Origin of the sequence: Peribacillus sp. B-H-3 (assembly GCF_048572925.1) — a bacterium.
In the GTDB taxonomy this organism is placed as follows: domain Bacteria; phylum Bacillota; class Bacilli; order Bacillales; family DSM-1321; genus Peribacillus.
Genome location: NZ_CP183879.1, coordinates 3877230 through 3891815 on the forward strand (window position 1 = coordinate 3877230; position 14586 = coordinate 3891815).

At 40.9% G+C, this 14586-nt stretch carries 13 protein-coding genes and 1 pseudogene; all 14 read right to left on the minus strand.

All coding sequences use genetic code 11. The features are described from left to right. Window positions 1-96: 96 nt before the first annotated feature. Window positions 97-851: pseudogene (locus ACN6MY_RS19400) on the minus strand (transposase); the annotation flags it as partial. A gap of 83 nt (window positions 852-934) precedes the next feature. Continuing rightward, the gene (locus ACN6MY_RS19405; protein WP_419881638.1) at window positions 935-1258 is read right to left on the minus strand and encodes a hypothetical protein; all 324 of its coding nucleotides are present in this window, start codon (window positions 1256-1258) and stop codon (window positions 935-937) included. Window positions 1259-1348: 90 nt separating this feature from the next. After that, window positions 1349-1888, minus strand: coding sequence for a GNAT family N-acetyltransferase (locus ACN6MY_RS19410; RefSeq protein ID WP_419881639.1), 540 nt, complete (start codon window positions 1886-1888; stop codon window positions 1349-1351). 415 nt (window positions 1889-2303) lie between these two features. Then, entirely contained in the window at window positions 2304-3122 is an 819-nt protein-coding gene (locus tag ACN6MY_RS19415; RefSeq protein ID WP_419881640.1) for a carbohydrate ABC transporter permease, read from the minus strand. After that, complete coding sequence (locus ACN6MY_RS19420; RefSeq protein ID WP_419881641.1) at window positions 3122-3985, minus strand: carbohydrate ABC transporter permease; 864 nt, start codon at window positions 3983-3985, stop codon at window positions 3122-3124. Before ACN6MY_RS19420 ends, ACN6MY_RS19415 begins: the two co-directional genes overlap by 1 nt. A gap of 70 nt (window positions 3986-4055) precedes the next feature. After that, window positions 4056-5297, minus strand: coding sequence for an ABC transporter substrate-binding protein (locus ACN6MY_RS19425; RefSeq protein ID WP_419881642.1), 1242 nt, complete (start codon window positions 5295-5297; stop codon window positions 4056-4058). 17 nt (window positions 5298-5314) lie between these two features. Then, complete coding sequence (locus ACN6MY_RS19430; RefSeq protein ID WP_419881643.1) at window positions 5315-6994, minus strand: glycoside hydrolase family 13 protein; 1680 nt, start codon at window positions 6992-6994, stop codon at window positions 5315-5317. 77 nt (window positions 6995-7071) lie between these two features. Continuing rightward, window positions 7072-8082, minus strand: a complete 1011-nt coding sequence (locus tag ACN6MY_RS19435; protein WP_419881644.1) for a LacI family DNA-binding transcriptional regulator — start codon at window positions 8080-8082, stop codon at window positions 7072-7074. Between the two features lie 425 nt (window positions 8083-8507). Continuing rightward, complete coding sequence (locus ACN6MY_RS19440; protein ID WP_419881645.1) at window positions 8508-9062, minus strand: MEDS domain-containing protein; 555 nt, start codon at window positions 9060-9062, stop codon at window positions 8508-8510. 384 nt (window positions 9063-9446) lie between these two features. After that, window positions 9447-10715, minus strand: a complete 1269-nt coding sequence (locus ACN6MY_RS19445; protein WP_419881646.1) for a PTS ascorbate transporter subunit IIC — start codon at window positions 10713-10715, stop codon at window positions 9447-9449. Window positions 10716-10739: 24 nt separating this feature from the next. Continuing rightward, complete coding sequence (locus tag ACN6MY_RS19450; protein WP_071352060.1) at window positions 10740-11009, minus strand: PTS sugar transporter subunit IIB; 270 nt, start codon at window positions 11007-11009, stop codon at window positions 10740-10742. 15 nt (window positions 11010-11024) lie between these two features. Continuing rightward, window positions 11025-11291 carry a PTS sugar transporter subunit IIB gene (locus tag ACN6MY_RS19455; protein WP_090991063.1) on the minus strand — a complete coding sequence of 89 codons (267 nt, stop codon included), beginning with the start codon at window positions 11289-11291 and terminating at the stop codon, window positions 11025-11027. Beyond that, a complete protein-coding gene (locus tag ACN6MY_RS19460) occupies window positions 11288-13354 on the minus strand; it encodes a BglG family transcription antiterminator (protein WP_419881647.1) in 2067 nt (688 codons plus the stop codon). Before ACN6MY_RS19460 ends, ACN6MY_RS19455 begins: the two co-directional genes overlap by 4 nt. Before the next feature lie 813 nt (window positions 13355-14167). Beyond that, on the minus strand, window positions 14168-14584 hold the full coding sequence (locus ACN6MY_RS19465) for a hypothetical protein (protein WP_419881648.1): 417 nt from the start codon (window positions 14582-14584) through the stop codon (window positions 14168-14170). Window positions 14585-14586: the final 2 nt, after the last annotated feature.

Here is a 14586-nt window from a genome sequence, read left to right on the forward strand (position 1 = left end):
TTTGGAATCTCTAATGTTATACTAAAAAGGACATACCAAATAACCTTCCACCATATAGTTTTGGAAGGTTTTTCATTATTTAGTTAGACATAAGATTCAAGCTATATCTTTGAAAGTTGAGTTACTTTTTAAAAGAGCATAAACCCATTGTAAAAGTTTATTAGCACAGGCTATAACCGCTACTTTAAAGGGTTTTCCTTCTTCACGTTTCTTATCGTAAAATTCACGTAGTCTTTTATTGCGAGGGATAACCTCGTCGTTTGTTTTCTTTTTGCGACAGTCACGAATGGCACAGCGAACAGCCATATAAAGGGCGTGTCAAAGCCTGCTCGATCCTCTTTTGGTTATCCTGTTTACAGTGCCTTTAAATCTGCGGATTCAAATATTCTAGGATCAATTCCGGCGAAAGCCACTAGTTGCTTCGGGTGATTAAACCGATCAATCTCTCCAATTTCAGAAATGATTGTTGCCGCGATTTTTCCACCGATACCAGGGATTGATTGGATAATGCCAAAACAACTATCTCGTCTTCTAATCTCATAGGTGTTTTTGATATTCTAAAAGCAAGCATTTTAATATACATTTCCAACATTGTAAGAACGCTTTCAAATAAGGTGTTTCTGAAAGGGATTCCGTTCTGCCGCAGCTACCAGTTTTTTAGCTTGTATTTGAGCCCCCCTGCTAGAACGGCTTTTACAGAGTCCATTAATAGTATTGGCTAGGGTTTCCTCATCTGTTTCTAAAACGTCCCTAGACGTTGGACACTCTTTTAAAGTAAGCAAAGAGACGAATGAATACAAATCACCAAAAACACATCTGTATTCAGGAAATACTTGATCTAAGATGGCCTTTTACAGCAAAACTTACGATGTTGAGATCTTGATTTTAGCAAAAAAAGCCGCCGAAGCAGCCTCCTATTCATTTTCCATGTGTTTTAGAAATAACTTCTATAATGAATAAACGTAACCAATACGGATAATCCGGTATAAGCTATTCCTGTGTAAAAAACAGCACCTGGAGAAAAGGAATATTCCTTATTGCTATGTTCCATTCGTTCAGTGGTCGTAGCTTGGGTATATCCCTCTGCCATTTTTGCAGAGACTCCGCCTTTGGAGGTAAAAAATTTAATTATAACCGTAAGAAGCAGACCCACGATGAAAGAGTAATCTATAAAGCTGCCTTTAACTGCTTTACTAACAAAATAGTTAATCGCTAAAAACGCAAGTAAAGTAAGAAAAACACTAAATATTTTTTTCATTCCACGCCCCCTATAATTTCCATTATATACTAATTTTCAGGAGATTCATACAGCATGATGGAAAATATGGGAATTATCTGAAAAATACCATCAAAAAAGATATCCTAATAAATCAAGTTCACCTTCATCCCAATTGGCTATGCCCGCTTTCTTAATCATTAATCCATCGATGTGTTCGGTGCCTATTCCCTTTGTTGTATGTGTTTCCACATTGATTTTTAGCCACTTACATACATTATTAACTGGCTGATATCCATTTTTTACATACAGGTTCATCTTATCTGCAAATAAAAGGATAAAATCAATATTGCGCCCCTCGGTAAACGCATCTATTTCAAGCAATAACCTCGATCCAACACCTTGGGAACGTGTATTTCCCGCAACACATAAATCAATAACGCCCAGTATTCTTAAAGGCTTTCCGTTTACATTCATCACTCTGTAATCCAGGCCAGCATGTCCAATGAGCCGATTTTCCTGATCAAAGGCAAGGAATCTAAAATGCGGAAGCTGCTTAAAATAAATTCTATTCTTAGGATAAATTTCGGGGAAACTGTCATTTAATAATTCTTGTATATTTGCAGATAATTCATTACTGATATCATATTCATGCACGATATCTATCTTCATGTTACCACTCCTGTTCCTTCTGCTATATCCAGCTTTACACAAAGCCGATATCCCATTCCCCTATTATTCTAGAAATATATCAGAAACCCCTCCCCCAATCAAAAAAGGCTCTTTTACTAAAGAGTTTTGTTTTTATGAGTTCTGTGTGACAAGCCCATTGTTAACTCAGGCTGATTGAAACGGAAGGGGCGAGACTCCTGCGGGATCAGCGGAACAGGTGAGACCCCGCATGCGCAGCCGAGGAGGCTCACGTCCGCCCCGCGGAAAGCGAAGCATCCCTACGTTCCAATCAGCCGGCCAATATCGGAGAGTAAAATCTGAAGATAGTTCATTAATGTTTTCCGCCTATTATTCAAGAGACAAACCAGGAACCCCTCCGCCAATCAAAAAAAAGAAACCGGAAAAATCCGGTTTCTCATTTGATGGCCCCTTTTGTGACTCCGTTGATGATCCACTTTTGCGCGAACAGGTAAACAACGACCATTGGCGCAAGAGCCATGATATAGGAAGCAAAAGCCAGGTTGTAGTTTGTGCTGAATTGTCCCTGGAATACATATTGTACCAAAGGCAATGTAGCTGAATTTTGATCCAACAATACGAGAGGAAGCATAAAATCATTCCACGCCCACAGAGCAGTCAGTATGGCAACTGTTGCATTGATAGGTGTCAATAGAGGGAAAATCACTTTCCAGAACACTCCCCACGTACTGGCTCCGTCCATGATAGCCGCTTCTTCCAGCTCCTTTGGTATCGACTTAATATATCCGACATATACGAAAATGTTGAATGAAAGGCCGTAAACCACATACAGGAGAATAAGCCCGACCATATTATCCAGTCCCCAGTCACTCATTTGCTTCACAATAGGAAGCATGATAATCGGAAACGGGATGAACATGGCGCTGACAAGAAAATAGTATAAGATATTAAAGAAACGTTTATGCATGTTTCTGGCAATTGCATAGGCAACCATTGAATTCGTCAGCAGCGTTAAAATCACTACACTGACTGTAATGATGGCACTGTTTCCAAAGGCAGCCCAGAAGTTAGTCATTTGAATGGCCTCGGAAAAGTTTTCAAAGTGTAGTTTATCGGGCCATGCAAGTACAGATTGTGCCAGCTGCTGCGGATTCTTTAAGGCAATGGTGATGGTCAAATATAAGGGAACCAGCACGAACAATGCACCAAGCGCGATCAGGATTTGCACCGTCCAATTTGTTTTTGTTTTATTCATTACATGTCAACCTCCCGTTTTTGCAGGAATCTAAGCTGAAGAACGGAAATAACCACAATCACAATGAAATAAATAACCGCATTGGCAGATTGGTAGGCAAAATCTCCTCCCTGGAAGCCGCCTTTATAGATCAGATACGAAATTGATTCTGTAGACTGGCCTGGTCCCCCGCCTGTCATCGCCACAATTTGGTCGAACACCATTAAAAAGTTTTTTAAAGAAAGCACCATATTAATCGTAAAGAATGGGGCGATCAGCGGGAAAGTAATACTCCAGAATTCCCGCCATTTCCCTGTCCCGTCAATAGCCGCAGCTTCATAAATATCCGATGAAATCGTCTGCAGGCCAGCCAGATAAAGGATGGTATTAAAAGCAATGGACTGCCATGATGCGACAATGACCACACCGATCCAGGCAAGATTAGGGTCTCCGAGGATATTTCTTGATAATACATCCAAATGCAGAGCGTCCCCGATTTGCGGCAGCATATGGGCAAATATGTAGTTAAAAATAAAACCTACAATCAAAACACTGAGAATATTGGGCAGAAAGTAAACTCCCCTGAAAAAGCTCCTTGCCTTAATTTTGGAGTTAAGGCCAATCGCAATTAATAGACTTAACACATTTACGATAATGGTCGAAACAATCGCAAATTTAAAGGTGAATAAATAGGCATGCAGCGCCCGGTCATCCTTAAACACATTCAGATAATTCTTTATGCCGACAAAGTTCCAGTCCCCGTAACCCTTCCAGTCTGTAAAACTATAAAAAATCCCTTTTAAAACCGGAAAAGTATGAAAGATGAAGAACAATAAAACACCGGGCAATACCATAAACAGATAGGCATAATTGCGCTTTTTCATCAATAACCACCCCTTAGATAGAGAATGGGCATCCAGATGGATACCCTATTTGCTCCATTGCCTTCATTTATTATTTTCGGTTTGCTACCTTATCCCATTCCTTGTCCATTTTTGTGAGGAAGGCATCTTTATTTTTCTTGATAAAGAAGTCCTGTACAATGTTAGGAGCATTTAAGCTGGCTGGGAAGAAGTGGTCAGCATAGCCCGCAATATTTCCGTTTGCAAAACTGTCCTTGTAGCCGGCAAGCGTCGGATCGTCCTGTGTTACGCCGTTAACCGCAGAGAATGATTTTTGCTCTTTTGTATAAGTTTGGGCTGAATCCTGGCTTGCCAAAAATTCAATGAACTTATCCGCTTCTTTTTGGTGCTTAGTGGCTTTTGTTTCAGAAAACAGTACATCAATTCCTGATACAAGCTTGTTTTGCTTCACGTCATTTGTAGCAGGGAAAGGGAATACGCCAAGCTTCGCATCAGGATTTGCTTTCAGGATTTCTGGAATAGCCCAGTTTCCCTGAAGATAGAACACGCCCTTGCCCTGTGCAAACGCAGTATTTCCATCACCATAAGCAACGCCCAAATTGTCTTTGTGTCCATACTTTTCAAGTGTCACCAACTTGTCGGCAACCTCACTGTAGCTTTTCTTGAAAGTTGTTTTTCCGTCCGTTTTATCTTTTGCAAACTGATCTGCCCCGACTGGCGAAGCAACAGAGTTAAGTGCGACCATTCCAGTCCATGCATCCTTAAGTGTAAAGTAAATCGGAATCTCGCCTGCCGCTTTTGCTTTATCCAAATCAGCGATAAACTCATCCCATGTTTTTGGCGTTTCATTGATGCCAAGCTTTTCAAATTTGTCTTTGTTGTAAATTACACCGTTCCCGTTTGTTGCATATGGAATACCGTAAAGTGCACTGCTTTTTTTGTAATCTTTTTTAACCATATCGATGAATGCCGGCTGGATATTATCCTTGAAGCTTTTATTAGATAGATCCAAAAGCTCTCCGGAATCTGCCAGATTCGTAAAGGTAGTGTCATCACCTGAAGCAATAATATCCGGCAAATCGTTCTTGGTTAAACGAGTCTTTATAACTGTACCGGCATCCGGCGGTGAAGTAAGATCGATTGCAATCTTAGGGTTCTTTTTCTCAAAATCCTTAATCAGTTCTTTGTATGTGTTTGAGTTTTCTACTTTTGTTGAGAAAAATTCGATATGCGTTTTTCCGTCATCCTTTGATCCTCCAGTAGAACATCCTGCCAGTAATGAAGCTCCCAGAGATAACGCTGCAACTGTACCTACTAATTTCTTATTCTTCATTTTCATTTCCGCCCCTTTTATGAAAGTTTGTATACGCGTGCTTCATATGGCTTTAATTCAATATGCTGAATATCATTGCTGTCTGTGTGATAGTTTTGGATCAATAACACGGTTTCGGTATATGAAATATGTTCAGGCAAGTCGAACTGTGCTGTTTCACCCGTAAAGTTGCAGATTACAAGAAGCTTTTCATTATCCGTGCTTCGTGTATAAGCATAAATATTCTCGCTATCTTCTAAAATCAGATCGTAGGTACCCTCGACAATGATGCCGTGTTTCTTGCGAAGGCTAATTAGTTTTTGATAATAGTAGAAAATAGAATCCTGGTCTTCCATCGCCTTTTCTGCATTGATCTCCGTATAGTTTGGATTAACATCAATCCATGGCTGTCCGGATGTAAAGCCTGCATACTTCGTGGAATCCCACTGGACCGGTGTCCGGGCATTATCCCTGCTGCGGGCATAGATGGCTGACATCATATCATCCTTGCTCATCTTCCCTTCCCCAACAAGCTCCTTGTAGGCATTCAGCGTTTCGATGTCCCGGTACTCTTCAATGGTATCGAATGCAACATTTGTCATCCCAATCTCTTCACCCTGGTAAATATAAGGAGTTCCCTGCATCATATGAAGAAGGGTTGCAAGCATCTTGGCGCTCTCCACACGGTATTCCTGATCGTTTCCAAATCGTGAGACGACTCGGGGCTGATCATGATTATTCCAGTAAAGACTGTTCCAGCCATCCTCTTCCAGACCCTTTTGCCACCTGGTCAAAATACGCTTAAGCTCCGTCAGCTTCCAAGGACCATTGCTCCATTTGCCTTCAGGGCCATCACCCAAGCCCATATGCTCAAATTGGAAGACCATGTTCAGTTCATTTCTGTCCCTGCCGGTATATAATTTCGCTTCCTCAGGAGTGACTCCCGGTGTCTCCCCAACGGTAATAATGTCGTACTTGGAAAGAACCTCCTGATTCATTTCCTGGAAAAATTCATGGATACGCGGGCCGTTCATGAAATACGGGCTTCCATTTCCATATTGCTTCCCGGGCTGTACCTCTCCATCAGGATAGCTTGTATCCTTGGAGATAAAGTTGATTACATCCATACGGAAACCATCGATCCCTTTATCCAGCCACCATTTCATCATGTTATACACTTCGCTGCGGAGTTTCGGGTTTTCCCAGTTCAAATCCGGCTGCTTTTTGCTGAAAAGATGAAGAAAATATTCGTCTGTAGCTTCATCATATTCCCATACAGAGCCTTTAAAAGCCGCTTCCCAGTTTGTTGGTGGTGCCCCGTCTTTGCCCTGCTTCCAAATATAATAATCGCGTTTTGGATTATCTTTTGAAGAACGTGATTCAACAAACCATTGATGCTCATCTGATGAATGATTCACCACCAGGTCCATCATGATTTTAATGCCCCGGTCATGGGCAGCACCCAAAAGCTCATCAAAATCCTCCATTGTGCCAAACTCGTCCATGATATCCTGATAGTCACTGATATCATAGCCATTGTCATCATTTGGAGATTTGTATACAGGAGACAGCCAGATAATATCGATGCCGAGTTTATGTAAGTAATCCAGCTTGGAAATAATCCCTTGAATATCCCCTATTCCATCACCATTGCTGTCTTTAAAACTTCTTGGATAAATCTGATACACAACGCTATCTTTCCACCACTGTTTTTCCATGGTTTTCCCTCCTGTTTTAAGGAAAACGTTTACGTAATTTAGTAAACGTTTACGTTTTTTTAAAAAAAAGATACTAGTTAACAAAGTATCTCTTTAACTGTTTCTCTTTCAATCACTTTATGCTGCATGATTCTGCTTTCAGATCTTTCACCAGTCTCCATCATGTTGAACAGCATTTCTGCCGACTTGTTTCCCATATCATATAGAGGCTGTGCAACCGTTGTTAACGGAGGAAACGACATTTCAGCCAATGGAGTATTGTCATAGCCAATGATCGACAAGTCATCTGGTATTGAAATTCCTTTTTTATAAGCGACAGACATGGCTCCTACTGCCAGTTCATCACTGCATGCAAAGACCGACGTGACATCCAGTCCCCTTTCAAGTATTTGCTCCATCCCGCGCTTACCGTCACCGTGCCTATAACCGCCAGTGGATATAATAAAGCGGTCATCCGGAGTTAGTCCTGCAGACTTCAGGGCAGATTTAAATCCTTCAATTCGGGGTATCCCTGCAACAGGGTCGGTCTGTTCTCCTGCTATCATGGCAATTTTCTTATGCCCTTTTTGAATAAGATACTGCGTGGCACTGAAGGCCGCATGATAGTCGTCGACTTTTACATATGGAAGCTGAAACTCATAAGAAATGGTCGAAACCAGGATAATGGGTATCTTCATATCCGCCATCATCCTGTAATAGTCTTCCTCGAGCAATTGACTGACAAAGATGATGCCGTCTACCCGCTTTTCACCAAGGAACTGCAGATATTTCATTGTCCGGTCTCTACTGTTATCCGTATTGCAGACAATAACACTAGAACCCCGTTCATGTGCATACTTATCAATACCTTCCAACACTTTTGAAGCAAACATATCCAGCAGCCGAGGCATCATTACACCAATGGTTTCTGTTTTCCCATTAATCAATCCCCTTGCAATAGCATTAGGCTGATAACCGAGCTCTTCAATAACCTCTAAAACTCTTTCCTTGGTTTTCAGGGAGAAACCTGGTTTATTATTTAAAATCCTGGATACTGTAGCTATTGAAACATTCGCTTTTTTCGCAACATGCTTAATCGTAGGGTCCATAATTTCCCTCTTTTTTCATTGATTAAATAATTTACGTAAACGGTTACTCAATTTGATTACGCTTTCATAATACTCCTTGAAAAAACCTTCGTCAACAGAAATTCCTTAAAATTGATAATATTTTGCCTCTGTAATATTCCTGCCTTTTCCTCTATAGCACTCGCCAAGAATAAAATCATTCGACATATATTATGGAAAAAATCAGTAAAGGGAGAAGATGTCATTGAAGGAGCAAATTTTGAAGCTGGTGCCATTGATCCTGTCTTTTGCATGACCCGGGAGAAGACCATATCATCAAATTGGCGGATGCCCTGAGCAGCGGCATCATCAAACAATTCCCAAAAAAGTTTCAAAACTGAAATAATCGGCAGATAAAAGGCGCACAGCAAAATGTGCGCCTTTTATCTGCCGCAAAGAGCTTTCACTTATTCCAAAAATCTGAATTCTTTATCCGTTAATAACACTCCATGGCATTCCATTAATAGCTTTTTTAAAGATTCAGGAGTTCTTCTGGCATCATATGCACAAACTGAAATGACTCCATTATGAAGAATATATTGATTTAATTTACTCTTATATTCTGCAATCTCATTGTGAATTTCCTGATCATTCCCCCATTCAATCAGGCCCCATGTGCATATGGAAGCACCGGCTTCATGATATGGAGCGATATTCGTTAAAAAGTAATTAAGAACGGTATGAGGGTGGAAGTTCCCGTTAGAATAATAAAAATCAAAATTATTCATGATATGTACTTTAGCCAATTCATCATGGCTTAACTGCTTTTTCAGCATTTTATTGATGTGAAGGAGATTTCTATCATTTTCAACAAACATAACATGATCACCGTTCTTCACCGCAGTTACAATAAAAGAAATAGCATTGCTAAGATAGCTTTCTACGTTACCATAGGGGTAAAATATATGGCCGCCATTTGTTTGTTTTAAGTTTTTCATCAATTCCGGCACTAATTCCATCATGGACAACTCCCTACCTTCATATCAGCAGAAAGTATTTTCGGACTGTTGTAAAAGGCATTATAAGATATGTGATGCATAACCACTGGTGTTAATATGAGCAGCCATCATTTTCATAGCCAATTTCATATCCATAAAATAGTAATCTGCCAATACTTTTCTTAATTACAATTCCCTTTTTCTTTTAATTCCAAACTTATATTTTAGCAGAATTGTATTTTATTTGTATAGACGCATGTATGACGAAACTATTAAAATAAATCGACCTTTTTAGACAAAAACCTTATACTTTTCTGATAGCTGCGATTTCTTTTTTCCAGCATCCGCTTGCGTCAGGACCGGAAATAAAAAAAAGAAGGGAACAGATAGTCCCTCCTTCTATGTACCTTAAGATAATCCTAAAAATTTCAGGATGCTTATAATGATGATTCCGACGATACCAAAATCCGAGTCGCCGAATGTCGCTCCTTCAAATCCGACATTCCCCATAAAGACTAAAAGAATGGCTGGAATGAAGCTAATAATGAGTCCATTGGCAAACGAACCAAACATCGCGCCGCGCCTTCCGCCTGTCACATTCCCGAATACCCCTGCCGCTGCACCTGTAAAGAAGTGCGGAACAAGTCCTGGAACAATGATTTTCAAACCGATGGCCGGAAGAATGAACATGGATAACAAGCCGGCAAGAAAGCTGAATAAAAATCCGATAATGACTGCATTTGGCGCAAACGGGAAGACCGTCGGGCAATCCAGTGCAGGTTTCGTATTTGGTGCGATTTTTTCTGCAATTCCTTTAAATGCGGGAACAATTTCAGCAATCAGCATACGTACACCAGCCAGTATGATATAAACACCAGCAGCAAATGTGATCGCTTGCATTAATGAAAAGACGATGAAATTCGAACCGCCGGAAAGCTTCGATTCAATATATCCCTGCCCGGCGAACAAGGCTACGATGACAAAGAAAATGGTCATTGTCAGAGAAACCGCTACGGATGTATCTCGCAGAAATCCCAATGACTTTGGAACATTGATTTGTTCCGTCGTTTTTTCCTTGTTGCCAAACCATTTCCCGACCTTTGCAGAAGTAAAATATCCGATTGAGCCAAAATGGCCGACTGCAAAATCATCGCTGCCTGTAATCTGGCGGACATATGGCTGCAGCAACGCAGGAAAGAGTACCATACATAACCCTAAAAGAATCGAACCTGCCAGGATAAGCGGAAATCCTTTCAATCCGCCAACCGATAATGTAACAGCCAGCAAGCATGCCATAAATAACGTGTGATGGCCTGTTAAGAAGATATATTTAAAACGGGTAAAACGAGCAAGAATGATATTGACGATCATTCCAAATACCATGATAAGCGCTGTTGAGGCTCCGAACTTGCCCTGTGCAGCCGCTACAACCGCTTCATTTGTCGGAATCACACCCTGAACATGGAAGGCGTGGACAAACATTTTGCTAAAAATGGTCAGTGCACCTGTCAAAACAGTTGCACCTGCTCCTATAATAATGAAGCCCATCACCGTTTTTAGCGTGCCGGATACTACCTCAGCCGCAGATTTGCGCTGCAGCAGCAAACCGATAAGAGCGAAAAGCCCGACTAATATAGAAGGCGTTCCGAGAATATCATTCATTAAAAGATCTAACATAGCTTTTATCTCCTTTTGCTCATATTATTCTAAAACGGAACCTAACTTTGATGTGATCTCCGGAATGCTCATCATGTTTTCCAGGGTAACAACCGTGCGTTTTCCATCATCCAGCTGGCCCATGATATCTGCTGCCCCTATGAAAATATCAGCCTGGACCGTTCTTGCGGACGTTAAATCTGTATGATCCACTTCTGCTGTTTTCCCCATTTCAGTGAGTGCCTTTTTCACGTTAAGCTCCATAATAAAGCTGCTTCCTAATCCATTTCCGCATACTACCATGATTTTCTTCATGCTATTTCCTCCTTATTACGCTAAATGCGATTCTAGTTTAGATTTGATTTCCGGAATGCTCATCATATTTTCCAGGGTAACAACCGTGCGCTTCCCATCATCCAGCTGGCCCATGATATCAGCCGCTCCTATGAAAATATCAGCCTGGACCGTTCTTGCGGACGTTAAATCTGTATGATCCACTTCTGCTGTTTTCCCCATTTCAGTGAGTGCCTTTTTCACGTTAAGCTCCATAATAAAGCTGCTTCCTAATCCATTTCCACATACCACCATGATTTTCATACCGTTTCCTCCTTTGAATATTTATGAATATAGTTCAGTAGAACGCTTTTATCCGTACTTTGCAGTATATCTTCTATGTTCGATGGCTCACCAAGCAATTGTGTCAGCTGGACCAATGCCCGCAAATGCGATTCGCTGTCCGCTGCTGCAAGCACAATGATCAGGCGAACCGGTTTACCCGGCGCAAAATCTACAGCTTCATCGAGCTTTAATAGACTCATAGATAATGACCGCACGCCAGCTTCGGGCCTTGAATGGGGAATAGCAACACCTGGAGTAATGATGACATATGGCCCGTTTTCCTCAATGGATGAAATCATGCTGTCTACGTATCTTTCTTCTATCGTCCCTAAATCAACCAGGGGCTGTGAAGCGGCTTTAATGCCTTCCTTCCAATCAGATACAGACGATTTTAATTGAATGGTTTGTGATGTTAATAATTCTTCCAGCACAGGTTTCTCTGCCTCCTCTATTGAATGCTTGTTCATCTTCTGTGTCCCGGCAAAAATGTGGGATGAAAGAGCTGCCTCAAGCTGCTCATAATCACGAATGTTCGCATATTGTGCAATAACCTTCAAAAGTGCACCGGCATCAAGGCTTTGCCCTGAATAACCGTAAAGCTTTTGCATCACCTGCTGTCGGAGTTTTTGCTTATCTGCAATCTCCAAAATCGGCGGCACTATAAATAAGGCGGCATCCGTCCTAAGATGGACTGTGGAAAAAACGAGATCATATGATAACGGGTAATTCACCATATCTCTGATTGATAATGCATCTAAAAACAATACATCAGGAAATAATTCTCTAAGCGTATACATCAGGATGCTTGAGATGCCTATTCCATTCGGGCAAACCACAATCGCACGCTTCCTGTCATCAAGCGCCGTGCCCTGCCTGCGGAGCCAGCCGCCGAAATGAATCGTAAAATACGCTGCTTCATCTTCCGGGACTTTGCAGCCTATTGCCTGCTCCAGGGGGCTCATCGCTTTTCGGGTCAAATGGTGCAGCTCCGGATAAACCCGCTGAATCCGCTCTGCCATGCTATTTGCATGTGAAATGCGGTACTGCATGCGATAATATGCCGGCCTAAAATGAATATAAAGCTGATTTAAAAGCAATTCCTTATCCTGCAGATGCAGGCATGCCAGCCTCTCAAATTCCTCAACAATGTTATTCAAAAGCTGCTGTATGACATGATCCTCCTGCAGGGGAGACACATCCCTTGTCCGGTTCATGCTTAATAAATGCAGTGTTCCATAAAGTATGTCGGTTTCATTCCATTTTGATAGAAATCCATCCATTTTTACCATGTCTTCAACAAGCTTACATTCCTTCGCAGCTGTAAGCTCTTTCCAGCTGTCAATCGATTCCAGCGGATCTCCTTTTGCAATCAGCGCATCTGCCGTCAAAAACAAATACGTCAATTCCTGGAGCCGCTCATCTGTAAAAGTAATGCCAAGCTTACGTTCAATGGTTTCGAGCTCATGCTGGATGGAATGAATCTGGTCAGCTGCATGTCCCCATACACATTCAATGATGAGGGAGCTGTTTGCACTATGGAGAACCTCATGTACCAGCTGTTCCGCCACATATCTTTTTGCTGTGCCCGACCCTTTTACAAGGTAGCCGTCCTGCTTGGAATATCTAATTGTAAGATCTGCCTGCCTCATTTTTTCCTTTAATCGCTGCAGATCCTTTAATACTGTATTTCGGGAAACCCCTGACATATATTGAAAGTGATAAAGAGACAATACCTCCCTGCTAAGCAGAAGCGTCAGAGAAAAAACCTTCTCACGGTCTCCCTCGGAAAACAAATATGTACGCGTAGTCAGATTCACCTGCAAATCCTCAGCAAGAATGCTGTCTGATAAGTAATAACCTGCTTTACGTTCATAGCCGATAGGCTTGTAATCATGATATTGAAGCCAATCATTTGCTTTCCCTATCCCATATTGCACCTGTCTTCGGGTCAAATTGGTCTGCGCTTCAAGCTCATCCATCTTTAAAGGAGACGACTGCTGCAATATCCGCAGTAAGTGAGCACTTCGTTCATCTAATTGCATCTTTCATCCTCCTATGTATTAACCATACAGCACCTCAAGCCAAAACTGTACGGTTTTTGGGTCCGTTTATTGTCACATGCACTGCACAACAATATACTTTATCTTCTGCACAATGATACTATTACAGGCTGAAAACACAATACAAATCCTGTTCAGCAGGCGATCATCCACCAGCACCAGTGCTAGGTGTCTAAGATAAAAAAAACAAAAAGAGTTGAGCTCACTCTTCTTGTTTTATGTTTTCATTTTTTCATTCAAAGCCATGAAAGTGTCCCTTCCAAAAAAGGCCTGTGCTTTTTCTTCTATTTCTATTAAGTATTTGTCATTTTCCACTAAGGCCTCTTCAAGCTGGATGATAATTTGTTGAGCATGCGCACCGGCAACGTTTGCTTTCACATGCTTCAGAAGTACTTTTTATCAAGTCAATGATTCCCTGGCTTCCATTCGAGCGAATTTGCCTGAAGCCATAAAAAAATAGCCACCTTAAAGGCAGCTGCTTGTCATGTGATCTTCCACTTCCTTAACCTTATCAGCATGTGATGGAGCATTTCCTTAACTAGTGCTGTTGAAACCTCGGTATTTTTCAACATGCTTAACCCCAGGGGTCATAACTTCCAATGTATCACATTAAAGTTCCATAATATGGTATAATAATCAAAATGAATATTCACTCTTTTAAGGAGATGACCAACTTGGATTTCAAAAAAATTTTATTATATCTTATTGGTATCGCTACATTGATTACCGGATTTTTTATCTATCGGTCAACTTATACTTTTATAATTGGTTTAATCGTTTATTTTATTGTCTACTTTACGGTAAAATCAAAACCAAAAAAAACAGACACCCATATTTATTAACTTTATAACAAGGCATATTGCTTAGGTCGGACTGAAGGGTGAATGGATCACGAATGGAATCATAGTAACCAATATTACATGTAAATTTATCATCACTATGCTTATCTTTGAAGGATACATCTAACATAATGTTCCCATTTAACTCTAAATCTAAAGCAATTTTTAATTCATTACTTTCGGACTTAAAGGAGGCTTTATTATCCTCCATAACTATTAGTTTTTTTATGGCATTATAAAATTGTTTTAAAGTATGATTGTCAAAACAAAATTCCTCAACTTTAGCATAAAATCCATTGGAGTAAACTTCTAACCAACCTGTATAATAGGCACCCCCAAAATAAGGATCACCCTCGGCTGTAAAATCCTTCATAT